The sequence below is a fragment of the Elusimicrobiota bacterium genome (assembly GCA_041660185.1).
GTDB lineage: Bacteria > Elusimicrobiota > Elusimicrobia > 2-01-FULL-59-12 > 2-01-FULL-59-12 > JBAZWU01.
Genome location: JBAZWU010000003.1, coordinates 1 through 22,734 on the forward strand (window position 1 = coordinate 1; position 22,734 = coordinate 22,734).

Below are 22,734 nucleotides of genomic sequence, written 5' to 3' on the forward strand. Positions count from 1 at the left end.
AGTAATCGTAATCGCCCGGGTAGAGAGTGACTCGCCCCTGATTCACATGCAGAACATGATTGGCGATCTGCCGCAAAAAGTAGACATCGTGGCTGATGACACAGATCGTGCCTTCAAAAGATTTCAGCGCCTCGATCAGCACTTCAACACTCGCGATATCCAGGTGCGTGGTGGGTTCATCGAGAAGCAACAGATTGGGAGGATCGAGCAGAAGCCGGGCTAACCCCAAACGGCTTTTTTCCCCACCGCTCAAGACATCGACTTTCTTACTAACGGAATCACCCGAAAAGAGGAACGATCCGAGCACGGTCCTCAGGCCGGTCTCGGAGTGCGAACGCCGCGTGTCGCAGGCTTCCTCGAAAACGGTCCGTCCGGGCTTGAACATCTCCGAACGATGCTGGGAGAAATACCCCGCTTCTACGTTATGACCCAGACGGCGTTCCCCCTTTTGAATCGGAAGGAGACCGGCCAGGATTTTCAAGAGCGTGGATTTCCCCGCCCCGTTCGGCCCGACGAACGCGATTCGCTGGGCGCGCTCCAACGTCAGATCCAATCCCTGATAAACCCACCGGGACCCATCATAGGACTGCCAGGCGTCCTTGAGCGTCAGCACGTTCTGCCCGCTGCGCGCCGGTTGAGGAAATGAAAAACCGACGGTTTTCAATTCCTCGGGCAATTCGATCCGCTCCATTTTTTCCAACTGCTTAATCTTGGCCTGGGCCCGTGAAGCGGTGGAGGCCTTGGCGCGGAATCGACGGATGAAGATTTCCGCTTCAGCGATTTCCTTTTGCTGGCGCTCGTAAGCGGCGATTAAATTTTGCTTGTCGCGCTCGCGCTGGTCCACGTAATCCTCGAAGGTGCCGGTATAGACTTTCAACCGATGGCCCCGCAAGTCGACCACGCGATCGGCCAGCGCGTTGATGAAGGCGCGGTCATGCGAGATGAGAAAGATCGCTCCGCGATACGATTGAAGATAGCTCTGGAACCAGAGGAGCGATTCCAGATCCAGGTGGTTGGTTGGCTCATCCAGCAGCAGAAGATCCGGCTCCTCCAGAAGCAACCGGGCGATCGCCAAACGCATCTGCCATCCGCCGGAGAGCTCCTGGACCGGCCGCTCGAAATCCGTCACCCGGAAACCCAGGCCCATGAGAATTTTTTTGGCCTTTGGCTCAAACACCGAAGCCATCCCGGCTTCTCCAAGAACTTCTTCCAACACGGTCCGGGAATGAAACGTGGCGACCTCCTGCGGGAGGTATCCGAAGGTCACCCCCGAACGCAGGCTGATCTCTCCGGCATCCGGCGGCTCCGCGCCCATGATGAGCTTAAAGAGCGTGGATTTCCCGGCCCCGTTCGGCCCGACCAGGGCAAAACGGTCCCGTTCATTAATCTGCAGGGACACCTCCTCAAATAAGGTCTGCGTCCCGAACGATTTGCTGACATTCCGTAATGTAATCATGGAACAACACCCTTGTGCCAGTCACCCGGAGTGACGATTGAATTTAGAATATTGAGCGTACTCTTTTTGTCGCGAACAAATATTTTGACCAGTTTTAGGTCCAAACACCCGGTGACAGTCACCAAGTTGTAAGAACCTGATCAGCTGATGAGGAGTGATTTGATCTCTTCGATCGACGGTACGCGGCCCGTGGATTTAACCTTCCCGTCTACGACCAGCGCCGGAGTGGTCATCACACCCGCGGCCAGAATGGCTTTCATGTCGGTCACTTTCTCAACATCAGCGTCAAGGGTGAGCGCCCTCACCGCGATTTTGGTTTGATCCGTCAACCGCTGGCATTTCGCGCATCCTGTGCCCATAATCTGGATTTTTTTCATCGTTGGGTCCTCCGTCCTTCAATTATGCCAGAAAGAAAACCAGAATAGCGTCAGCGGGGAAGCGGAAGGGGAGCGGCCCCGTTCAACAGGGATCCCTTAAAGAAAGGCAACCGGCCGATGACGTTTTTCTTTCGTCCGGTTCTGGCGAGAGCTCCCCACAAAACAGTGAATTCCTTTGTGTAAGAGTCCACGACTTTTTTCTCATTGGTAAAAAGGGCGTTTTCCCAGTTGTTGTGTTCCGCGTTAGCCGTCCAGTTATAGCTCCCGACAAATACTTCTTTTCCGTCGAAGATCGCAAATTTATCGTGCATGACCCCCCGGCCTTTTCCAGACCGGATCTGGATCGGGATCCCCTGGCGGGCCAGAAAATCGTTTTCATCGTTCCTGTTTCGGGACTGGCCTGCATCCCGAATCACCCGCACGCGAACCCCCCTTTTGGCGGCATCCGCCAGCGCTTGTGCAATTTCGCCGGATGTAAACGAATAAACCGCTACATCGATCGTGGCTCGGGAGGTATTGATCCGGCGGATGATCTGGTCCCGGATCCCGCCTTCCGGGGAGAAATAAACATCGCTGCCCAGCGCCGGAAACGACACCAGGCCGTTCAACAGCAGAAAAATAGCCGCCCTTCTGAGAGTTATGCGCATCGCCCGATAAGGATAAGCGGGAACACCTCCCCTGACAAGGGGCAAACAAAAACCAGGGGACGTTCTTAGGTAATTAGGTTCCCTGAATAAATCCCGACATTCTTGCTCTAAGTAGATAGACTCCTATGCCTCGTCTTCCGCGCCTTAACCTTCCCGGGCAGTTTTATCACGTCATTGCCCGGGGTATCGAATGTCGGCGCATCTTCCGGCAGAAAAGGGACTACGAAGATTTTCTTCGCCGCCTGGCGAAAGGCCTTCGGAAGAGCGGGAGCCGGTGCTTCGCCTGGGCGCTCATGCCCAATCATCTTCATCTTTTGATCTTGTCCGGAGCCCGCGGTCTGGTCTCTCTGATGCATCCGCTCTTAACCGGCTACGCAACCACCTTCAACCGTCGCTATGCGCGCGCCGGGCATCTCTTCCAGAACCGGTATCGGTCGATTCTCTGCGAAGAAGATCCTTACTTCTTAGAACTAATCCGTTACATCCACCTGAATCCGGTACGTGCACGATTGGTTCAATCCCTGGAAGAACTAGCCCGATACCCCTGGACAGGCCACAGTGCCTTGATGGGACGTATTCCGCGTCCCTGGCAAGAAACAGACGGAGTCCTTGGGCATTTTGGATCAACCTTTCTCCAATCCAGACAGGCTTACGAGCGGCTTCTCTTGGACGGCTGGAACCAAGGAAAACAAAAACATCTGGAAGGTCTTGAAAAAATCATTCAGCCCCCGGGGGGAGGAGTCCGTCAAGCCTACGACACAAGAATTTTAGGCGGGGTTGATTTTGTCGAGCAAATCTGGAACACCGCCGAAAAAGAAGACCGGCAAAAACGGGATTCCCTGCAATCAGGATGGACCTTGGAGCAACTCCAAGAAAGGATCGCCGGGTGGGTGGGGGTAGATCCTGGTGCGATCAGTCGTCCGGACCGTCACCGATTGGTGGCTCAAGCTCGAGCCTTATTTGTCTACGCCGGGATCGACTGGCTAGGTAAAAGTGGACAAGAAATGGCCAATGTGATTGGGATCTCTCCCCCCTCTGTTTGTGAAGCTCGCGAACGGGGCCGCCGACTCGCCGACCGTTTTGACCTTCGGCAAATCCTCTCGAAAACCTAATTACCTAAGAACGTCCCCGATGTTCGAGATGCGACCCTTTTTTAAAAAAGTCCCGGTCCGGAGGACTTCTTCGGTCGATGAAAGAATGCGGGACAAGATCTCTACCGATTTGACCGGATAGCGCCCGATGGCGGTCTCTGCCGAGAGCATCACCGCATCCGTCCCGTCAATGACCGCGTTGGCAACATCCGTCACTTCCGCGCGGGTCGGCATCGGCTGCAGGACCATCGATTCCAGCATTTGGGTGGCTGTTACGACCTTTTTGCGATAAAAATTGCTTACAGCGATGATCCGCTTCTGAGCGAAAGGGATTTCTTCTAGCGGCGTTTCCACACCCAAATCGCCGCGGGCCACCATCACGCCATCCGCTTCCTGAACAATGGCTTCCAGGTTTTCTAAGGCCTTTCTTTTCTCGATCTTCGCCATGATCTGCGGCCGGTGCCGCCATTCATGAGCGGCCTGCCGCACGCGGCGGATGTCCTCCGGAGTTTGTACGAAAGAGACCGCCAGCCACTCGGCTTTGTGGCGAGCCGCAAAACGGATCCACTCTTTGTCCTGAGACGTGGGAAGAACGACCGGGAAGTCCGTGTTCGGCAGATTAAGGCCTGACCCGGACCGCACCACACCGCCGGCCGCCACACGGCAAACCGCGGTTCTGCCCATCACGTGCAGGACCTGGAGTTCCACTAGACCGTCGGCCAGAAATACAGGCTGTTTCGGCCTGATCAGCGGGAGAAGGGTCGGCTGCCGTAAAGGCAAACAGCCTTTCTGCCGGCAAACACCCGGCGGCACGAGCCGGACCGTTTGGCCGGCTGACAGCTCCACTGATCCGCGCGCGAACTTCCCCAGCCGGAATTTTGGTCCCGGCAGGTCGATCAGCACCTCGACTCGTTTGCGCAGCCCCCGCGCGAGCCGCCGGACGGACAAGATCCGCCGATGGTGCTCGTCTACTGTCCCGTGGGACGCGTTCACCCGGACAATATCCACACCAAGCCGGATCAGCTCGCTCAGAACGGCACGGTTATCCGTCGCGGGGCCGAGGGTGGCCACGATCTTCGTCCGATGGTTTGCATCATGCATGATTTATTCGCCTCATCCCATCTCAGTGGTGACGGTGACAGGCACCAGACAGGCGATACCCCTTTCGTTAAGCCCCTTTTGGAAGAACTGTTTCATTAGCCGTTTCATAACCGTTTCAACATTCTGGAACTGTTTCATTTGAAACGGTTCAATATAATCAACGGGGCACCCCGGATCTCTTGCCCCAAATCAGGTCATTCCCCCTGTTAGGTGCCTGACACCCAGGTGTTTTGTTGAAACCGACTCCGTCATCTATTACTTCGAAAGCAGCAATTTCGCCAAGCTCGGGGGATTCGTCTAACGATAGAGTGGGTACTCGGATAACTCTGACTGAGATATGGCCGCCTTGCTTCCCATCCTCTATGGCTTGGACGGAATTCACGACTGCTTCATACACCGGAAGTAACGGCCTGCTCGCCGGTAGTGATGTGTTCCGGACTCGCCCAATTACATCTGTTCTCATTTCTTATTTCCTGTCATCATCAAATATGCACCGCCAAATAAAACGGAGGGAGAGGGATTCGAACCCCCGATGAGCTTGCGCCCATATCCGCTCTCAAGGCGGACGCCTTCAACCGCTCGGCCATCCCTCCAAATTTGTTATGCGCTGGGCCTGTCTTCAGTGTCATTCCCAATCATGCGTGAAATAATCCCAGAAGTTCCTTTCAAATCATTCATACTCATCAATTTATCGTACGCCTCTTTCACTAAAGCGGCTGTGCTCGTCAACTGCCCTTTGTGAGGCAACGACCCATCAGCGCCGCAATGCAAATCGACCTTAAGGTCCCGAGTGAACGGGGGCTTGAGATGTAAATTGAACACTACCGGCTGGATTTCGCTTTCGGGAGCTAATCTCAACCCCTCGGAAGCAATAATATTCATCCTGAAACCAAAGGCAAAGTTGCCAGTCCAATGCTGTCGATCGGTCAGTTCAAAACCCATTTTACAGTTATCCCCAGGCTCCGAAATCAATCGCCCGTTCAGGAAAATATCTCGCGCAATTCCCGCGCCTCCGTTATGAAGCAAAATACCGACTTGAATAATTATGGCATCTTCTTCACGCTTCGCATTCCCGATTGTATACATCACAAATACATTTGGCTGAGGCCGACGACCAAACATCCCTGCCAGCACACCTTGAGGCACTGGCACGAAACTCGAGCCCGCACGCATGTAGTACTGGTGGTTGTATAGAGACTCATGAGGAGTGATCTGGCTTTTTGGAATCAACGTCGTCACATAGCCTCTCGCACCGTCCTGAACGACTGCAATATTCCTTACGTTTTGTACTGGTGGCACCGTGAGACCCGAAATTGCTCCTTCAATGCTTGCCAAAAATCGCGGGGCATCTATAAGAGGAATTTTGGCTTTTGCCACGTCCCCTAAATTTGGGTCTTGAGAGCAATCCACCCCCCACACCAAGACTCCCCCTTCGGAATTAGAAAATCCCGATAAAGCTTTGGCCAGATTTTGCCTATCTCCTTGATGCAACGAACCGGCAGCCCCATCATTGGCAGACCGCTTGAAGTCGAGAAAGAATTCCTCAGATTGCCGTGTTCGAATGAATTCTTCAATGGTGGTTAAGCCTTGCTTCTCGATGCGATGAAAGAGCTCTTCGGGTCTGTCCATGACACTTTCCTTTACGGCTCACTACGGCCTCGTTTACGGCCTAACGGTCCCAATCAGTCTCTTTCGGTCTTACTCAGTCCCAAACCACTCGACGGAAATGTGCGGTAGGTTTGGCCTCGTTTAATTTTTCAAGACGCTCGGTTCCATCGTTCCTATGCCTTTATGGACGATGGCCATCACCACCTCTACTAAACAGGCGGTGAAGGACCCTCCGCACTCCGGAACCATTAAGCTTTCGACCCTGCCTACCGGCAGCAGGCGCTCAGCCCCTTTCGCCTCCAAACTATGTTTTCCAGTCGTTGCCCGGCATGATTCGCTTCATAAATTCATCGAACAGCGGCACCGTGAAAGCCGTGTCGCCATGGCTGGGGCTCCAGATCATACCCTTGGCAATCAGTTGGCTTCGTGTTGGAGCGAGCGACGTCACTTCCCTGCCAAGTTGATCCGCGATGTCCCCTGAACGGTGCGGCCCGGGGCCAATATTCGCCATCGCACGCATGTATCTCTTCTCCAGCGGAGTTAATCGATCAAACCGAACTCGAAAGAAGCTCTCATCCAGCGCCGCGATAGCGGTTTGAGAGGCCTGCTCGACCGCTCTCAAATCGATGGGGGACGATTCGGCAGCGTCCCAGGCGTGCTTGCCCCACTCCTGAAGAAAATAGGGATATCTGTGTGTTTTTTCAATGATGTGTTCTAATGCATCGTCATTGACTTGCACGCCCTGCTCCGTTGCGGGTTTTACGATGGCGATTCGCGCCGCATCAGGCGTCAGCGGACCCACTGTGAGGAAATCGAAAAGGCGCTCGGAATAAGACTTGGCTCTGCCCATCCGGCCCGGCAACTGGGGCAACCCGGCGCCAACGAGCACGACCGGCATATTCCTCTGAGCCGTACGGTGCAACGCGGTAATCAGCGCCGCCAGTTCCCCCTCGTTGACATACTGAAGCTCATCAACAAACATCGCCAACGCTGTTCCCGCGTTTTTCGCCGCCGCACCGGTCACTTCGAGCAAGGCTTGCAGGTCATGCTCGAGATCGCCGTTATCGGCAAGCCCGGGCTCCGGCTCAAAGTCAAACCCGACTTCAATGTCATGGTATTTGACCTTCAACGCCCTGGCAAAACCCGCCAAGCCGCGAAGCGCGCGCTGCGCCAGTTCTTTAGCCTTTTCATTTCGCGATAGTCGCAGCAAAGCTTGACGCAATTGGGGCGCAAGAATGGCCGGCAGAGAACGGCTCTCGGGCGACTCCACGCGAAGGGTGTGGATGCCGGTAGCTTCCGCATTTTCCCGCATGCGATCCAGCAAGACGGTTTTGCCGACCCCTCGAAGTCCAACCAATAAGACACTCTTCGTTGGACGACTGGCCCGAACCCTCTCCAGGGCGATTCGGACCATCTCTATCAAATCATCACGCCCAGCCAATTCAGGAGGCGGGGTGCCGGCGCCAGGAGCATAAGGATTCTTAATAGGGTCCATTCTAGATATTTATATCAAAATTACTATAGTTTATGAAAACTTGATAAACTGACTAACATTCATATAAATCGCCGCCCGATTTATTCCTGTTTCCCGCGCTGCTTTTCGATAATTTTCAGCGACTCAGAGACAGAGGCATTTTTACTCGGAAGACAAATGACGCGCTCTTCCCCATACTCGCTGCGTAAGACCGTAAGCACTTCATCCAGCCACGAAGGACCCATGGCAAGAACGCCGGTGAAGTCGAGCTCGATTCGATCTCCCGGTTCTGGTTTAAAATAAGCCTTAATGGTTAGACCCGCTTCCCGGCCGGAGGGCCGGGATGTGAGAATTTCTCCGAACTTTTTGACTTCGACTTTCATGAGAGTCCCCAGACCATGAGGGTGACGGTGCCCTTCACTTTGGTGAAATTTTTATCTAAAAGAGCAATGCACTTCTCCCCTTGTTCCCCATAGAAAACACGCCCGGTCCCGGAAATGCAAGCGACGCCGCCGCCAGGCGTCATCGAGAGATTATTTTTGACAAATTTTAATCCATTCCCGCGCCGCTCGGGTGAGCGGCCGGAAATGATGGTTTCGAATGCCGCGTTTAGAGCGTCCTGTTCGTTCGCCAGAGTAGGATAAACTTTGATCAACGACTGGAAGATACCTTGGCCCCTATCGGTAATACAGATCCAAAGATGCCGCCCAGTGACTTGGGACTCAAACCAGCAGCCGGGGACATCCCGCCATTGCCCCAGATTATGGTCGAACGAGTTGTTTCCGACTTCAGCTACCGTAGAAATGACGAGCGGCAGAAGGTCCTCTGGCAGCCCATTTATAATAAAGGATTTCAAATGAGGCAGTCTACCGGTGAAAACCTCCCGCGTTTCACAGACAAACGATTCAGGGCCTTTGGGCACCGTTCGAGCATTCATCCACTTAGAGACCGCCGCGAGATCCGGTACCCCGGCTAACGCGTAATGAGTAAAAGAACCTGATTTTTTGATCTCAACCATCCCTTGCTGGGTGAGATTCCGTAAATGGCGATGAATCGCTTGAGCAGAAATATTCAAAGACTTCCGCAATTCAAAAGGCCGAATTTTTCCACTTTTCTCAATTATTTTGAGTATTTGAGCGCGCGTTTGGGTTTTCATTTCATTTATAGTTTATAGTTTACAGTAAACTATAAACTATAGCAAGGGCTTTAAACCCCCGCCACACTACAGGCGGGGAGCGCCTAACGTGTGGCGCTCGCTCACCCGCCCCTCCGCCACCGGAACCCAAAACCTCGGCCATCAGATATTAAAGTATTAAACTTTCAGCCGCGGAGGTCACGGGATTTTCTAACAAATCCCGCAACAAACCGTCGTCCAGCCCATAAACCCATCCGTGAACAGCCAGGCGCTGCCGTGCTTTCCAGGCCTTTTGAACAGCCCGTGCCTGGCAGACGTGCCGGACCTGTTCGGCGATGTTCAATTCACACAGTTTTTTCGCGCGTGCCTCATTCGTCGGAAGTGTTTTGAGCAGAGAGGCGAACTTCTCTTCAACCTGGGCCAGATGGCTCAGCCAATCATTGATCGATCCCAGTTCCATTTTTTCAATCACCGCCCGGACCCCTCCGCACCCATAATGGCCGCAAACAATAATGTGTTCGACTTTGAGGACCTCGACCGCATACTGAATGACTGACTGGCAATTCAGATCCGTCGGAACAACCAGGTTGGCAATATTTCTATGCACAAACAACTCGCCCGGGAGGAGCCCGACGATTTCATTGGCGGGCACACGGCTATCCGAGCATCCGATCCAAAGGTATTTGGGCGATTGTTGCTCGGCAAGCCTTCGAAAAAAGACCGCATCCTGCCGGGTCATCTGCTTTGACCAGACCCGATTGTTACCGAAAAGGTGGGTCAATTTCATCAGCTTGTTGGTCATCAAGAATCTTTGGCTTACTTCTCAGAGGAGGACGAACTGACTTATTCCAAATCTTCTTCCCAAGCTCTGAGCCCCAGGATCAACGCTGAACTGGCTTTGGAGTACAGGCTGCCTTCCGAAAGTAGCGTAAGGCATTCCTCGCGGTTCTTTCCCTTAAAAGCGCAGTTAAGGATTTCCGCGACCAAAATATGGAATGCGGCGTGTAAATATCGAATACTCAGATAACGGGACTGAGTCTTCAATTCTGACGGACTAATACCATTCAGGATTCTTCCTAATTCGCACTGGTCTTCAAGCTGAATGTTTTTCGGCAGGAGATCGCATTGACCGGATTCCACCGCTTTCCACAACTGCGCTTTCCAGGCTAAATGGGCCTCTTGCGCTTTAATTAAAGAATCGCGTAACTCTGCTTTAGCCATATCCATCATGATTCGCTCCTTTGAGTGCTCCGAATTTCGTGGAAACTCAGCCAGCGCAAGGGCAGCCGTTGCAGCCACCCATTCCTCCCGAAGGTGCGCAGGCGTCTTCGCCGCAGCCGTCTTCGGAGTGTCCCGCGTGAGACGGCTTCGCACGGTACTCTTTCGCGGGCTTTCCGCAGGACGGGCAATCAGCTACATATTCGTGGCAGGGACCATAGAGCGAGCTGGCCCACTCGACGCGACGGCCCTTGGCTTCAAAGCGCCGGCCGCACGGTCCGCAGACAAATAGCAACGGAGCCATTTCTCAGGCTCCTTCACAATGGCGGGCAAAAAGTGCTACGTGGGCGGCGGCCTGCGTCTCGTTTGATGGAAGACCCGTAATATTCAGACGGCACCGGTCCTGCGTGAACACCGGATAGAAGTGAGCTCCGTAGATTTCTGCTGCGGCACCGGGTTGGACTTTGGGGTTTCGGAAAAGACCGGCGTATGTTTCGGAGAACAGGGCTTCGATCGCTGTTCCTTTAGAGAGTTTTTTCCAGAGCGCCTGGGCGTTCGCGACGCGGCGAAGAGCCTGGCTGTGTTCCGCCTGAAGCCGGGCACGATCCTTGACCATGGCTTTGACAAACGCCCGCGTCACCGGATGTTCAAAAGAGGATCCGCGCGCCCGGATGATTCCCGTCAGGAGCCGGGTGATCTCGGCTTTCCGGGTGCGCTCCGGAGTAAAGGCCAGCAACATCCCGCAGGGGCGAAGAGCGAAGGTCACAAAAGCCTTCGTCGGGCTGAGGGCCACAAAGAAAGAAGTCTCTGCTTCCACAAACGGCTCCACCTGACCCTGGAAACTTTTTCGCATCAGATCCTCGTAGGGCATCTCATCCAGGTGCCGCGCCAATTCGAAACCGGAGTAGGCCCGGTCCAGTATCACGGGCGCCCCTTTGGCGTCGCGGGCGCGTTTTTGAACAATGTCCCGGTTTGAAACGTGCCCCGTTGTATTCAGCGGTCCAGCCTGATAAAGCGGGAGAACCCCCGCGCCGGTGGCCACCCCATCGCTTGGAAACTCCTGAAACTGAAGACGCGCGGTATTGGCCAGCGCCCGGTAAGCAGGCCAACCCAGTTTTTCCACCGCCAGGGTGGTCAGCCCAGGTTGCGATAGAAGTGCCGCCTGGATGGCGGTCTGTACCGCGCCGGTCCCTGCATCGGAAGGAAGCAGCAATGTAAAGTGAGGCCAGAGCGTTTCAGGGATCCCCTGCCAGCGAAGAACAGACTCGGTCATTTCCCCCATCAAAGCCTCGGAGTTGAGGTAGTTTCCCTTCGTGCTTTCCATCAACTCGGCCTTTGCGTAATCCAGGAGCGTTGAAGAAGTAGCCATGGGCTTGCCGTCGCCTTCCAGAAGGTTTCCTATCCCATAGTTTTTCCCTTGGGGGTCCTTCCGGCAAAGGGCTCCGGCTATCTGGTTGGCATCCAGCCCGGCTTCAAGAAGTTTTTTGGATTCTTCGATGACTTTTTCGCCAAATGTCTTGGGATCGCTCATAACGGGCTCAATTCTATCTTTTTCAAGACGTCCCTCAAACGTCAGGGAATATCAGAACATCTGTGAAGGACAGGCTGTGTCGTCATCCCCGAATGACCCTGTCGGGGATCCATCATGCCATGTAATAGTTTTTCTGGATTCCCCGCACCGTCCTCCCATGGAATCGAACAGTCGGTGCGGCCCCGTCGAAGAACACGTCGACGGGAGGTCGGGGCCGCCAGCGACCGCGGGGAATGACGGGAGCGTAACATTGTACCCGCTTCACCGAGGCACACAAAATTCGTAGAGTAATCCAACGATGAATGAATCCGAACTCATCCGCCGCAGCCAGGCCGGCGACCGGGAAGCTTTTGCGGAACTGATCCGCTGGTACGGGGACCCCATTTTCCGGTTGGCCCGGCAGGTATGCGCCCAAGCTCCGGCGGAGGCAGACGGCGTCCACCAGGACACGTTCGTGACCGCATTGGAAAAGATCCAGCAGTTTCAGAACCGTTCTCAGCTGGGCACCTGGCTTTACCGGATCGCGGCCAATCTGTGCCTGATGCGCCTGCGCTCCAAGCATCGCTCTGCGGCTGTTTCACTGGATGCTTCACTTCAGGATTCAGATCAGGGTCCTGCATCCTTCCAAGACCACCTCAAAGACCCGGCACCGGACCCGGTTGCCGCCGCCAAACGCCGGGAACTGCAGGAGGCGGTCATTCACGCGCTGGAAGCTCTCCCGGCTGATTACCGCCTGGTCGTGACCCTGCGCGACATCCAGGGACTCTCTACGGAAGAAACCGCTGTCCAGCTTCAGCTGAGCGAAGCGGCCGTCAAGTCCCGGCTGCACCGCGGCCGGCTCTTCCTGCGCGAAAAGCTTTTACCTTTCCATCCCTAGCCAAACGGCTGCAACGATTGTATTATCGTCTCACTTCCGGCTGAATCCTTTTTGAAGGTCATGCATCTAAAGAGTGGAGGCAAGAAATGATGCGGTCTCGGCTTATCGCAGCAATCTTAAGCGCCTGGGTGATGCCCGGGCTTTTGCATGCAGCAGACGAACCCTTATCTTTGCCCACGGTAGTGGAGCGAGTGGTGTCGCGGAGCCCGAGTCTGCGCGCGGCGCAAGCGCAAGTTCAACAAGCGGAAGCGGGCCGGCGCGAGGCAAGCCTGATGCGGCTGCCGTTGCTATCGGCGCGGAGCTCCTTTTCGCGAGGCGATCATCCGGTTTACGTTTTTGGTTCCTTAATGGAACAGGGACGCTTTTCCGCTTCCAACTTTGCCATCGATGCACTCAATCACCCGGGAGATCTCACCAACATCCAGAGCGCGCTCGAACTGGGTGTTCCGCTTTTCACCGGCTTTAGCCTTAGCAGCCGCATCCGGCAGGCGGAGTTGGCCGAGCAAGACGCGCGCAGCGGAGAATCCGGACGCGCGCTGGGGCTACGTTCCCAGGTCTCGGAGCTTTTCCTGCAAATTTTGCTGGATGATAGCCTCCTGAAAAACCTGGAGGACCGGTTGGCCGCCTCTGAAGCGGAAATCAAGGATGCCCGACGGCTCAAAGACCGCGGCCTGGTTTTGGGATCGGATTACTACGCCGCCGAATCTATTTTTGGCGGGCTTCACGTCTGGCGCACGCAGGTGCAGACGGACCGAACCACGGCCGCCGCCCGACTAGCGGAGCTGACGAAAAAGGAAGGGTGGAAGCCGGCCGGCATTCTCACGGAAACCGTCTACGCTATCCCTTCGCGGACAGAACTTCTGAACATGGCCCTAGCCCGCCGGCCCGAACTGCAATCCGCCGCCTCCCAGGTGGCGATGGCGCAGGTGGGCGCACAGCAGGCTCGCCGCACCGTGTTGCCCAACGTGCAGGCTTTTGCCGCACTCGAAACCAACACGAATGACTTCAGCTCCAATCCTTCCAATCACCTCCTCGGCGTAGCCGCGCGCGTGCCGTTCGGGGACCCGGCCTATTTCGCGCGGCGCGCAGCCGCCTCTTCCGGAGAAGAAGTGGCGCAACGTTCCCGCGAAAGCCTGGAAGAATCCATCCGGATGGACGTACGCCAGGCCTATGAAAATTATCAGGGAACGCTGGCCAGCCTGCCCATGGCCAAAGAAACCCAAGAGCGCGCGGCCCGCTCGCTGGAACTTTTCCGTCCCCTGTACCGCTCCGGCCGCCAAAGCATTATTGAGGTTCTGCGTGCCGAGGAAGGGTTGGCCCGGGCCGAGGCGGCCTACTGGCAAACGCTTTTCAGGATTCATACCGGCTATGTCCAGCTTTTGAGTTCCGCGGGCGCCCTGGATGACAAGGCCATTCAGGAGATCGCCCGGCATCTAGAGGTTCGTCCATGAAAAATACACTGGGGATTGCCGGACGTCTGGCCCAAACTTTTATCCGTTCCAAATTGACGGTCTTGATCGCGCTGGCCGCGCTTTTGCTCGGGCTCTTTGCAACGCTGAAGCTTCCGCGCGAAGAAGAACCCCAGATCAAAGTACCGATGTTCGACGTGTTCGTCCCTTTTCCGGGCGCCAGCGCGAAAGAAGTGGAAGAGCGCCTCATCAAAGTCGGGGAACGGAAACTCTGGGAAATTCCGGGTGTCGAGTACATTTACACCACCGCGGAGCCGAACTTCGCCCTCTTTATTGTCCGTTTCAAAGTAGGAACCAATCCGGATGAGGCCATGACGCGGATTTACACCAAGACTTTCGCGAACGTGGACCTGTTGCCGCTCGGCAGCGGACAGCCGCTGATCAAACCTCGTTCCATTGACGATGTCCCCATCCTTACGCTGACCCTTCACGGCCCGGACTTGGACGGCCTTCAACTGCGTCAGGCCGCTGCGGCGTTGCGGCAAGACGTCAGCGCCGTCCCAAACGTTTCGGAAACAACCCTTATCGGAGGACGAAAGCGGCAGTTTCTGGTGCATTTTGATCCAGCCAAGCTGACGCTGTACCGGATCACGCCGCTGGAAATCGCCGGGCTCCTGCAGGCCTCCAACAGACGCCTACCGGCAGGGCACATCACCCAGGCTACTCAGCAGATCCTCGTCGAAACCGACGCGTTCATCCGCTCCACGGATGACCTGAAGCGCGTCGTTGTCGGGACCTCCGGCGGCAGCCCGGTCCAGTTGACCGATGTGGCCGCCGTCACAGACGGCCCGGATGAAAACGAACAGGAGGTCTGGACGGCTGGGAAGGCTTCTGGCCAATCACCGGCCGTCACATTAGCCATTTCCAAACGCAAAGGCGCCAATGCCACGGACGTGGCGAAAAACATCTTAAAGCGCGTCGACCAGATGAAACCCTCGCTCCCCGCCGGACTCGAAATCAGCGTGACACGGAACTATGGAGAAACCGCCAAACAGAAATCCGATGAACTGCTGTTTCATGTCCTGTTGGCAACGCTGTCGGTCACGCTCCTGATTGCGCTCACCCTGGGCCCGCGCGAAGCGCTGGTCGTTTTGATCGCGGTCCCGGTCACGCTGGCGCTGACGTTGGTCATTTACACCCTCTTCGGATACACACTCAACCGGATCACGCTGTTCGCGCTGATCTTCTCCATCGGCATTTTGGTGGACGACGCCATCGTCGTCGTCGAAAACATCCATCGCCATTCCATGATGAAAGACGGCCGGACGATCTGGCAGCTCTCGGTCGAAGCCGTGGCGGAAGTCGGCAACCCGACGATCCTGGCCACCTGGACCGTGATCGCCGCCATCCTTCCCATGGCGTTTGTCGGCGGGCTCATGGGACCCTATATGCGGCCCATCCCGGTGGGGGCTTCTTTCGCGATGCTGTTCTCCCTCGCGATTGCGTTCATTATTTCCCCCTGGGCGTTTGCGCATATCCTGGACTGGTGGAAACCCAAAGAATGCAAAGCCCACCGGGAGGGTCGGTTAGACCAGCTGTATCGGCGCGGCATGCGAACCCTCCTGGAAAATGCCAGAGCCCGGCGATGGTACCTGACGAGCATGGTAATACTGCTGCTGGCGGCGATGTCCCTCATTGCCTTCAAACGCGTTACGGTCAAGATGCTGCCTTTCGATAACAAGGACGAGTTCGAGGTGGTGTTGAACATGCCCGAATCCTCGACGCTCGCGCAGACCCGGCAGGCGGCAGCGGAGCTCTCCGAAGTGCTTCAGAAAATTCCAGAGGTCCGCCGTGTCACATCGTATGTGGGTACCGCCGCGCCCTATAACTTTAACGGGCTGGTCCGCCATTACTTCTTACGCCAGCGCCCGAATCAAGCGGATCTGGTGGTAAACCTGAACGGACGCCACGAACGGAAACGTCAGAGCCATGCCATCGCCAAAGAAGCACGGGGTCCGCTCCACGCGATCGCCGACAAATACGGCGCGCGTTTGCAGGTGGCGGAGGTCCCTCCGGGTCCTCCGGTTTTGTCCACCCTTGTCTTTGAAATTTATAGCCCTGACGCCGACAAACAACGATTGTTTGCGCAGCAGCTGCAACGGCTTCTGAAACAATCCGATGGGATTGTCGATGTGGATACTTATATCCCGGAGACCCAGCCTAAAAACACGTTGAATGTTAACCGAGAAAAAGCCACGCTCAACGCCATTGCCCCGAGCCAGATTACGCAGACCGTGAGCCTCGCACTCGACGGCAGCACCGTGGATATCGCCCACACGGAAACAGACCTGGAACCGGTCGAAATCCGGCTCCGCCTGCCGGAAAAGTCCAGGTGGGATCTGGAGGCGGTCGGCTCTATCCGGATGCTCTCGCGCAACGGCACGCCGATCGCCCTGCGAGACCTGACACGGCTTTCCCCCGGCCTGGAAGACCAGCCGATCTATCACAAGAACCTGATGCCGGTCTCGTATATCATCGCGGACGTGGCGGGCCGGCAGGAAAGCCCGGTCTATGCCATTCTGGCGCTGCGGCCGAAGATTGACGCACTCGCCCAATCCATGGGGATAAATCTGAACCAATACTACGCCAGGCAACCAGCCACTTCCCAGGAAACCGCGCTCAAATGGGACGGCGAATGGCACATCACCTATGAGGTCTTCCGGGATTTGGGCATCGCCTTTGCGATTGTTCTCCTTCTCATTTATATCCTGGTGGTGGCCTGGTTTGAATCCTTCACCGTACCGCTTGTCATCATGGCTCCCATCCCCCTCACGCTGGTCGGGATTCTCCCCGCGCATTGGATGCTGGGGGCTTTCTTTACAGCCACCTCCATGATCGGCTTCATTGCCGGAGCCGGGATCGTGGTGCGCAATTCCATCATTCTTGTGGATTTCATTCAGCTCCGACGGAAGGAAGGAATGCCGCTGAAAGAAGCGGTCATTGACGCCGGGGCTGTCCGGTTTCGGCCGATGCTGTTGACGGCGGCCGCGGTCGTGGTGGGTGCCGGCGTGATTCTCTTTGACCCGATCTTTCAGGGTCTGGCTGTGGCATTGATGGCGGGCGAAGTGGCTTCTACGCTGCTTTCCCGCGTGGCGGTCCCGGTTCTTTATTACCTGCTGGCCCGCCGATTTGAAAAGCGGTTCGACTCCGCTCACCGCTCTGAGTGAGCGAAGCGAATCGAAGAGGAGGCCCGCCCATGACACTCGAACATCGCATCCGTCTGATCGCTGGAATTCTTATCCTACTGAGTCTCGCGCTCGTCCATTGGGTCAACCCAAACTGGCTCTGGTTCACCGCCTTTGTCGGGGTGAATCTGATTCAATCCTCGATAACCAAGTGGTGCCTGATGGAGGACCTACTGAAAAAGGCGGGGCTTTCCGGCCCCATGAGGAATTAGGCGAGGGGGAAGGACGGCTACGGTTTTTCCGATGGCCCGATTTTTTTCAGCAGCCAAGCCATGTTCTGACCCAGTATTTTCATGGTGAGGAGTCCCTCTTCGTCGCGTTCAACGCTTCCGGGCTCCTGCCCAATCCCGACATTCCAGTAGCTCGAGCCAGGAATGATCATCTGGCTGATGGTAAAGAAATGATTGATCGAATCGAACGCATGCACCGCTCCGGCTCGCCGGACCGCCACGATCGCGGCGCCGACTTTACGCTTGAGAAAGTCGCCATTCATCCGCGCCACAAAGCCGGCCCGGTCAATCAACGCCTTCATTTCCGGTGAAAGATCGGCGAAATACGTTGGAGATCCCAATAAAATGCCATCCGCCTCGATCATTTTGACGATGCAGGCATTGGCTATATCATCGTCATGGGAGCAGCGCTGGTCCTTGTTCTTCTTGCAACGGTAGCACGCCCGGCATCCGTGGATAGAACTCCCGCCCACCTGCACGACTTCCGTCCGGATGCCTTCGCGTTCGAGTTCTTCCAGTGTCCTCCTGATGAGGCGCATCGTATTACCATTCTCCCGCGGGCTCCCGTTAAATGCGACTACTTTCATTTTCCTCCGTCATCCCCCGCGGTTGTTAGCGGGGGATCAATACATCCATGATGGATCCCCGCCTACGACTTGCGGGGATGACGACTGTTTAAGAAATTTACCATAAATTTAGATCAAATCCATCCTGCGGATAGGCTGGCAACTTTACATGTATTAGTTAACATTCTCATTCCTTGCAAAACGGCTCATATCCCTTTAAACAGAATCGAGGGAACTCTATGACGATGGAACCCAACCGGCCGGCGCGAATCCTGTGCATCGATGATGAACCCATTGTGCGCGAAACCATTGAGCGTGCGCTTTCCACCAATTATAAGGTCCTGGCCCTGCCGTCCGGTGAGAAGCTGTCGGACACCCTGGAACCTTTTAAGCCTGATCTGATTATTCTGGATGTTCGAATGCCACAGGAAGATGGTTGGCAGCTGTGTCGCCGGCTGCGGCAGGAAAAGCAATTAGACGCCATTCCGATTATATTTTTGAGCGCACTTTCCGAGGAAGCCGACCGGCTGAGAGGGTTTATGTCCGGGGGCGACTTTTATCTCCCCAAACCGTTAGATATCCGGGAACTGGCGCGGATCATCGACGTCTTTCTTGGACGAAAACACCGTTATCCAGAGGAACCTTCATGAAAACAACCCTTCATAAACGAATTCTAGTGATCGATGATGACCTGGTCGTTCGGCGCCTCTTAACCGCGGCTCTGTCGCCCACATATGATGTGATCACCCTGCCTTCCGGAGAAAACGCTGGGCTTTTATTTGAAAACATCGAACCGGACCTGGTGATTCTGGACATCCGGCTTCCGGTCATCAGCGGTTATGACATCGCCCGCAGCATTCGCCGCCGGCCTTCCGGTCAAAACACACCCTTGATGTTCCTCAGCGGCCATTTCAAAGAGGTCCCCCTGATCCATGAAATGGAAGCCACCCGAACCTGCCACATGGCGAAGCCCTTCGATGTCAGCGAACTTCGCCACCGGGTCGCTACGCTAGTTCAGTCCTGATCCACTATCAAACCAGATTGGTAAAGACGGGTTCCTGGGGCTCGTCCAGCGGGATAGGCATTCGCCCGGGGGAGTAGAGGATGTCTTCGTCTGAGAAGAGCCGAGGAAGACTCATCTCAAAAAAGAAAGCGTTCCAATTCATCGGCATGGATGCGGCAGACGAATTCCCTGAACCACTATCAGAAATAGCCCTGGGGGAAGAGGTCTCTCCTGCGGCCGCCAGCGGAGGCGGGGACGAGGGAAGGCTAAAGAGTTCAGGCTCTTGGAAGGGGACTAATGAATCGCAGGCTCCGGGAGAACTGATACAAAAACAGGCCGCCATGATCAGCAAAAATGTCTGGAGGGGGGTCCTCATCGATACATTTTAAACAACTATTCACGCCAACTTTCAACTAAATGCCATAGTCCCAACGGGCGGGAAGGGGTTCGCCCTCCGGAGAAGCGGCTGGTGATGTCCACTCCATAATAGGAACGGAAAACTGCCAGGCCGCCTGAATATGGAAAGCCGCTTTGATGTAACGATCATATCCGAGATCATTATTCCCGATGAAATAACCGGTTGTTTCCGCAAAGAGATTGAAATCATGGCTTAAGAGAATATCCCAGCGGGCTGTCAATAAATTCATGTTCGGGAGGGTGAACATCGGATCCCCTCCTTCATGAAAAAATTGATGCCCGCGCCAATCCCCGAAAATCAACTTCACGCGGCCCCATCGGGCATAGGCCTGGAACAAATGGCCGGTCCCTGTTCTCGAATTAATTTGATAGGCCGCCCCATCCGCGTCCTGGCGCAGATGGGAATTCAGGCGGTTATAGCTTCCGCCGATCATGAGGGAATGGATGGGATGAAATTGGAGGCCGACGCCGAATGTCTGCGCGACGTCGTTGCGCGTATTGAAGGTGTGCGGATTCAGCTGCCCCCCTTCGTGAATCCAATGAGACTGGTAATTGAGAGACAGCCATTTCCAATTATTGCGGTGGACAAACCCAAGGTCAAACTTCTCGTTGTGCGCAGAGGTATCCATTAAACGGTAGTTGTAGTAAAAATCGTCGTACAGGAACGGCTTCTTCAGAATGAGCTGCATGCCGGCCTCATTCGTTTCCTGCATAAAGTAATTTGTGGGGTAGAAAAGCGCCGGCAGGTAATAATGCGGGGTATCCAGATTCCCGAACACAACGCTTAACGGCTGAATCGGCTGCCACAACAGCTGAATCCACGGATCGACGGATTTATATCCGACGGGATCGCCATACGCCTTCTCGGCGATAAGGCCCAGTTGAATTCGAAACCGGTCGTCCCAGAGCACGGTCACCATGGGGCGGATGGTGTCCGCCAGAAGCGTCTGATCCGTAAAACCGGCCACCCCGCCGGTCTCGGAATCGAAGAAATCCGTCACGTTGTAAACATCCAGAAAAAGCCTGTGGTGATCGGAAGGCGGCTGCGCCCAGGACCACGTGGAGGTTACGGTATCGTAATCCTGGATATCAAACTGTCCAACAGACGATTGGACCGCTTGCGCTGGGGCAGAAGCCATAAAGGCGCTTCCAATCAGTCCGATGCAGAAGAGCCGCGGGAAAGATAAATGTTTCACGGGGAAATGATTTTATTGAAGGACGGTTTTCAGGGTTTCTTTCTTTTGTTCCAGTGTTTTCATCAAGCTATCATAGGAATCTGTAAAGAGTTTGAGCCCTTCCTCTTCTAACTGCCGGGTCACGGAGTCCATGGATAGCCCGGCCGACTCCAAACGGGCCAGGAGGTTCCTGGATTCGGCGGGATTGCCGGGAAGAGCGGCTTTCACGATCCCATGATCACGAAACGCCTCGATCGTCGGGAGCGGAAGCGTATTGATGGTCTGCCGGCCAATCAACTCTTCAACATAAATCACATCGCGATAATGGGGGTTCTTGGTACTGGTGCTAGCCCATAAAGGCCGTTGAACACCGGCCCCTTTGGCCTGCAAGGCTTTAAACCGCTCGCCCGCCTTCATTTTCTCGAAAATCTCATAGGCCAGACAGGCGTTGGCAATGGCGGCTTTCCCCAGCAGGGGGTCACTCCCCTGTTTTTTCCCCAACTCGCCATCGACCAGCGTATCTACCCGGCTGATGAAAAAACTGGCCACGGAAGCAACGGACCGCAGGGATTTTCCTTTTTTCGACCAGCGTTCCATGCCGGAAAGCCAGGCCGTAAGAACTTCCTCATAACGTTTCAGGGAAAAAATAAGGGTGACGTTCACATTCAGGCCTTCGCCGAGCGCCTGCTCAATCGCCGGCAAGCTCTCGCGTGTCCCCGGAATTTTGATCATGACATTCGGACGATTCACCCTCTCGAACAAGCGTCGCGCTTCTTCGAGCGTTCCCTGCGCGTCGCGGGCCAAATGCGGGTTCACCTCAAGGGAGACATACCCGTCCCCGCCGGCTGTCTGTTCATAAACCGGCCGGAACACATCGCAGGCCCGCCGGACATCCTCCACTGCTAAAGCTTCAAAAATGGCCGGGGCGTCTTTGCCTTTTTGCCTCAACAAGGTGATGGCCGCGTCATAGTCCTGGCTGCCGGAAATCGCCTTCTGGAAAATGGTGGGGTTGGACGTGACGCCGGTGATGCCGTCTTCATGGATGAGTTTTTCCAATTGGCCCTGAGCGATAAACCGACGAGTAATGAAATCAAGCCAGACGCTCTGACCCTGAGTTTCAAGTTGGCGCAATGGATTCACGTGTGATCTCCTTCTAAGAGATTGGGATTAAACGAACTGGTTTTGAACTTTGCGGGATCGTCTTGAGAAGATAGGGATGAGCCGTCGACCCGGAAGAAACCGATGGATTCGGCGCGAGCCTATACGTCACAACGATATGGTCGTCTTCTTCCTTCGGAGTGGAAAGGATGATTTGGGTGCTCCTGGTCACCTCGCCGACAAAAACTCCGATGATGATCCATTCGTTGAAATTGACGCGGGGTGCCGATTCTTCTGAATGCCCCATTTCCACCCAAAGGGCACGCCAGGCGGATCGTCCGCGAAGAACAACTTTACGACTCTCTTTAATCGCGCTCTCTGCGCCGGCCCATTGCTGAGCATTCTCTCCGGATACGGGTTCGGAGCGCGGGGCACTTTTCGGCACGCTCAATGCCGCGGCCGCAACGGACGACGGAGCCACGTCCAGGGCAGGAGACACTTGCTGCACGGTCGATGTACTGACCGCTGGCTTGCTGCCCGGAGAACCCGTCGTTCCCGCGGACCGGCGTGATTCATGGCGGCTGACAGCGAAAATAATTACAACGGCCAGAAGCGACAGGCCTATCCAGCCCCACGGGAGACGGGGGGGCCGTCGATCGAACCCGGCCTCTTTCCCTAACCGGGTCAAGAGCAGGTTCGGGACACGATCCGGAGAAGCTTTCTTCAGAACCTCTCGGTTGATCCGGGCTTGTTTGCTTCGGGCTTTGGAAACAGCATGCCGGCATTTTTCGCAGGAGGCGAGATGAGCATCCACGTCACGTCGCCGGCTTTCGGAAAGCGATCCGGTGAGATAAAGACTAATATCGGATTTAATGTGGTCGTTAGCCATTTGCCTTCTCTACCCATTCAACCCTATCATCCCCGCAACGGAGGGGGAGGGATTTGAACCCTCGATACGGATTTTCATCCGTATAGCGGTTTAGCAAACCGCCGCACTAGACCACTATGCGACCCCTCCGTTGCGAGGACGGAAACTTGTCACCAACGGTTCGGCAAACCGCCGCACTAGACCACTA

General features: G+C 55.4%; 23 protein-coding genes and 2 tRNA genes. 8 read left to right on the forward strand and 17 right to left on the reverse strand.

Annotated elements, in window-relative coordinates:
- The 3 genes from WC859_03635 to WC859_03645 form a co-directional block, all read right to left on the reverse strand.
- On the reverse strand, positions 1-1,456 hold a 1,456-nt coding region (locus WC859_03635), incomplete at its 3' end, for an ABC-F family ATP-binding cassette domain-containing protein (GenBank protein ID MFA5975239.1).
- 140 nt (positions 1,457-1,596) lie between these two features.
- On the reverse strand, positions 1,597-1,833 hold the full coding sequence (locus WC859_03640; GenBank protein ID MFA5975240.1) for a thioredoxin family protein: 237 nt from the start codon (positions 1,831-1,833) through the stop codon (positions 1,597-1,599).
- A gap of 50 nt (positions 1,834-1,883) precedes the next feature.
- Entirely contained in the window at positions 1,884-2,480 is a 597-nt protein-coding gene (locus WC859_03645; GenBank protein ID MFA5975241.1) for a phospholipase D-like domain-containing protein, read from the reverse strand.
- Between the two features lie 125 nt (positions 2,481-2,605).
- Between WC859_03645 and WC859_03650 the strand changes: the two genes are divergently transcribed.
- A complete protein-coding gene (locus tag WC859_03650) occupies positions 2,606-3,592 on the forward strand; it encodes a transposase (GenBank protein ID MFA5975242.1) in 987 nt (328 codons plus the stop codon).
- Here the strand turns inward: WC859_03650 and pyk are convergent, their stop codons facing one another.
- The 9 genes from pyk to WC859_03695 form a co-directional block, all read right to left on the reverse strand.
- On the reverse strand, positions 3,593-4,672 hold the full coding sequence (gene pyk, locus WC859_03655) for a pyruvate kinase (GenBank protein MFA5975243.1): 1,080 nt from the start codon (positions 4,670-4,672) through the stop codon (positions 3,593-3,595).
- A gap of 506 nt (positions 4,673-5,178) precedes the next feature.
- Positions 5,179-5,265 (reverse strand) — tRNA-Ser (locus tag WC859_03660).
- A 7-nt stretch (positions 5,266-5,272) separates the two neighbouring features.
- Complete coding sequence (locus tag WC859_03665) at positions 5,273-6,301, reverse strand: ATP-binding protein (protein MFA5975244.1); 1,029 nt, start codon at positions 6,299-6,301, stop codon at positions 5,273-5,275.
- A gap of 283 nt (positions 6,302-6,584) precedes the next feature.
- Positions 6,585-7,775, reverse strand: a complete 1,191-nt coding sequence (locus WC859_03670; protein MFA5975245.1) for an ATP-binding protein — start codon at positions 7,773-7,775, stop codon at positions 6,585-6,587.
- Positions 7,776-7,855: 80 nt separating this feature from the next.
- On the reverse strand, positions 7,856-8,137 hold the full coding sequence (locus WC859_03675; GenBank protein MFA5975246.1) for an STAS-like domain-containing protein: 282 nt from the start codon (positions 8,135-8,137) through the stop codon (positions 7,856-7,858).
- A complete protein-coding gene (locus tag WC859_03680; protein ID MFA5975247.1) occupies positions 8,134-8,910 on the reverse strand; it encodes a winged helix-turn-helix domain-containing protein in 777 nt (258 codons plus the stop codon). Before WC859_03680 ends, WC859_03675 begins: the two co-directional genes overlap by 4 nt.
- Positions 8,911-9,058: 148 nt before the next feature.
- A complete protein-coding gene (gene can, locus WC859_03685; GenBank protein MFA5975248.1) occupies positions 9,059-9,691 on the reverse strand; it encodes a carbonate dehydratase in 633 nt (210 codons plus the stop codon).
- Positions 9,692-9,732: 41 nt separating this feature from the next.
- Positions 9,733-10,188 carry a CZB domain-containing protein gene (locus WC859_03690; protein ID MFA5975249.1) on the reverse strand — a complete coding sequence of 152 codons (456 nt, stop codon included), beginning with the start codon at positions 10,186-10,188 and terminating at the stop codon, positions 9,733-9,735.
- A 226-nt stretch (positions 10,189-10,414) separates the two neighbouring features.
- Complete coding sequence (locus WC859_03695; GenBank protein MFA5975250.1) at positions 10,415-11,638, reverse strand: aminotransferase class I/II-fold pyridoxal phosphate-dependent enzyme; 1,224 nt, start codon at positions 11,636-11,638, stop codon at positions 10,415-10,417.
- Between the two features lie 298 nt (positions 11,639-11,936).
- Between WC859_03695 and WC859_03700 the strand changes: the two genes are divergently transcribed.
- From WC859_03700 to WC859_03715, 4 genes are all read left to right on the forward strand, one after another.
- A complete protein-coding gene (locus tag WC859_03700) occupies positions 11,937-12,515 on the forward strand; it encodes a sigma-70 family RNA polymerase sigma factor (GenBank protein MFA5975251.1) in 579 nt (192 codons plus the stop codon).
- Between the two features lie 86 nt (positions 12,516-12,601).
- The gene (locus WC859_03705) at positions 12,602-13,966 is read left to right on the forward strand and encodes a TolC family protein (GenBank protein MFA5975252.1); all 1,365 of its coding nucleotides are present in this window, start codon (positions 12,602-12,604) and stop codon (positions 13,964-13,966) included.
- Entirely contained in the window at positions 13,963-17,151 is a 3,189-nt protein-coding gene (locus WC859_03710; GenBank protein MFA5975253.1) for an efflux RND transporter permease subunit, read from the forward strand. The genes WC859_03705 and WC859_03710 overlap by 4 nt, the downstream gene beginning before the upstream one ends.
- A 29-nt stretch (positions 17,152-17,180) precedes the next feature.
- A complete protein-coding gene (locus WC859_03715; GenBank protein MFA5975254.1) occupies positions 17,181-17,381 on the forward strand; it encodes a DUF2892 domain-containing protein in 201 nt (66 codons plus the stop codon).
- 17 nt (positions 17,382-17,398) lie between these two features.
- Here the strand turns inward: WC859_03715 and WC859_03720 are convergent, their stop codons facing one another.
- Positions 17,399-17,986 (reverse strand): flavodoxin family protein, encoded by a 588-nt coding sequence (locus WC859_03720; protein MFA5975255.1) that lies wholly within the window; start codon positions 17,984-17,986, stop codon positions 17,399-17,401.
- A gap of 218 nt (positions 17,987-18,204) precedes the next feature.
- Here WC859_03720 and WC859_03725 point away from each other — a divergent pair, with 218 nt between their 5' ends.
- The 3 genes from WC859_03725 to WC859_03735 all read left to right on the forward strand — a co-directional run bounded on the left by WC859_03725 (position 18,205) and on the right by WC859_03735 (position 19,357).
- On the forward strand, positions 18,205-18,615 hold the full coding sequence (locus tag WC859_03725) for a response regulator (protein MFA5975256.1): 411 nt from the start codon (positions 18,205-18,207) through the stop codon (positions 18,613-18,615).
- Complete coding sequence (locus WC859_03730; GenBank protein ID MFA5975257.1) at positions 18,612-18,989, forward strand: response regulator; 378 nt, start codon at positions 18,612-18,614, stop codon at positions 18,987-18,989. The genes WC859_03725 and WC859_03730 overlap by 4 nt, the downstream gene beginning before the upstream one ends.
- A gap of 80 nt (positions 18,990-19,069) precedes the next feature.
- Positions 19,070-19,357: a hypothetical protein gene (locus WC859_03735; GenBank protein MFA5975258.1), complete on the forward strand. Its 288-nt coding sequence runs from the start codon at positions 19,070-19,072 to the stop codon at positions 19,355-19,357.
- A gap of 24 nt (positions 19,358-19,381) precedes the next feature.
- Here WC859_03735 and WC859_03740 read toward each other — a convergent pair whose 3' ends face one another.
- From WC859_03740 to WC859_03755, 4 genes are all read right to left on the reverse strand, one after another.
- Positions 19,382-20,581, reverse strand: a complete 1,200-nt coding sequence (locus tag WC859_03740) for a hypothetical protein (protein ID MFA5975259.1) — start codon at positions 20,579-20,581, stop codon at positions 19,382-19,384.
- 12 nt (positions 20,582-20,593) lie between these two features.
- Positions 20,594-21,700 (reverse strand): transaldolase, encoded by a 1,107-nt coding sequence (gene tal, locus WC859_03745; GenBank protein ID MFA5975260.1) that lies wholly within the window; start codon positions 21,698-21,700, stop codon positions 20,594-20,596.
- A gap of 13 nt (positions 21,701-21,713) precedes the next feature.
- Positions 21,714-22,547, reverse strand: coding sequence for a zf-HC2 domain-containing protein (locus tag WC859_03750; GenBank protein MFA5975261.1), 834 nt, complete (start codon positions 22,545-22,547; stop codon positions 21,714-21,716).
- 38 nt (positions 22,548-22,585) lie between these two features.
- A tRNA-Ser gene (locus WC859_03755) sits at positions 22,586-22,676 on the reverse strand.
- Positions 22,677-22,734 lie beyond the last annotated feature (58 nt).

What these genes read in the sequence shown, in the direction of transcription:
- WC859_03720 (MFA5975255.1), bottom strand. Translation starts at nt 17,986, where the DNA reads ATGAAAGTAGTCGCATTTAACGGGAGCCCGCGGGAGAATGGTAATACG.
- WC859_03710 (MFA5975253.1), top strand. Translation starts at nt 13,963, where the DNA reads ATGAAAAATACACTGGGGATTGCCGGACGTCTGGCCCAAACTTTTATC.
- can (MFA5975248.1), bottom strand. Translation starts at nt 9,691, where the DNA reads ATGACCAACAAGCTGATGAAATTGACCCACCTTTTCGGTAACAATCGG.
- WC859_03645 (MFA5975241.1), bottom strand. Translation starts at nt 2,480, where the DNA reads ATGCGCATAACTCTCAGAAGGGCGGCTATTTTTCTGCTGTTGAACGGC.
- WC859_03725 (MFA5975256.1), top strand. Translation starts at nt 18,205, where the DNA reads ATGACGATGGAACCCAACCGGCCGGCGCGAATCCTGTGCATCGATGAT.
- WC859_03715 (MFA5975254.1), top strand. Translation starts at nt 17,181, where the DNA reads ATGACACTCGAACATCGCATCCGTCTGATCGCTGGAATTCTTATCCTA.
- WC859_03650 (MFA5975242.1), top strand. Translation starts at nt 2,606, where the DNA reads ATGCCTCGTCTTCCGCGCCTTAACCTTCCCGGGCAGTTTTATCACGTC.
- WC859_03735 (MFA5975258.1), top strand. Translation starts at nt 19,070, where the DNA reads ATGTCTTCGTCTGAGAAGAGCCGAGGAAGACTCATCTCAAAAAAGAAA.
- WC859_03675 (MFA5975246.1), bottom strand. Translation starts at nt 8,137, where the DNA reads ATGAAAGTCGAAGTCAAAAAGTTCGGAGAAATTCTCACATCCCGGCCC.
- WC859_03670 (MFA5975245.1), bottom strand. Translation starts at nt 7,775, where the DNA reads ATGGACCCTATTAAGAATCCTTATGCTCCTGGCGCCGGCACCCCGCCT.
- WC859_03665 (MFA5975244.1), bottom strand. Translation starts at nt 6,301, where the DNA reads ATGGACAGACCCGAAGAGCTCTTTCATCGCATCGAGAAGCAAGGCTTA.
- WC859_03750 (MFA5975261.1), bottom strand. Translation starts at nt 22,547, where the DNA reads ATGGCTAACGACCACATTAAATCCGATATTAGTCTTTATCTCACCGGA.
- WC859_03700 (MFA5975251.1), top strand. Translation starts at nt 11,937, where the DNA reads ATGAATGAATCCGAACTCATCCGCCGCAGCCAGGCCGGCGACCGGGAA.
- WC859_03730 (MFA5975257.1), top strand. Translation starts at nt 18,612, where the DNA reads ATGAAAACAACCCTTCATAAACGAATTCTAGTGATCGATGATGACCTG.
- pyk (MFA5975243.1), bottom strand. Translation starts at nt 4,672, where the DNA reads ATGCATGATGCAAACCATCGGACGAAGATCGTGGCCACCCTCGGCCCC.
- WC859_03640 (MFA5975240.1), bottom strand. Translation starts at nt 1,833, where the DNA reads ATGAAAAAAATCCAGATTATGGGCACAGGATGCGCGAAATGCCAGCGG.
- WC859_03695 (MFA5975250.1), bottom strand. Translation starts at nt 11,638, where the DNA reads ATGAGCGATCCCAAGACATTTGGCGAAAAAGTCATCGAAGAATCCAAA.
- WC859_03680 (MFA5975247.1), bottom strand. Translation starts at nt 8,910, where the DNA reads ATGAAAACCCAAACGCGCGCTCAAATACTCAAAATAATTGAGAAAAGT.
- WC859_03705 (MFA5975252.1), top strand. Translation starts at nt 12,602, where the DNA reads ATGATGCGGTCTCGGCTTATCGCAGCAATCTTAAGCGCCTGGGTGATG.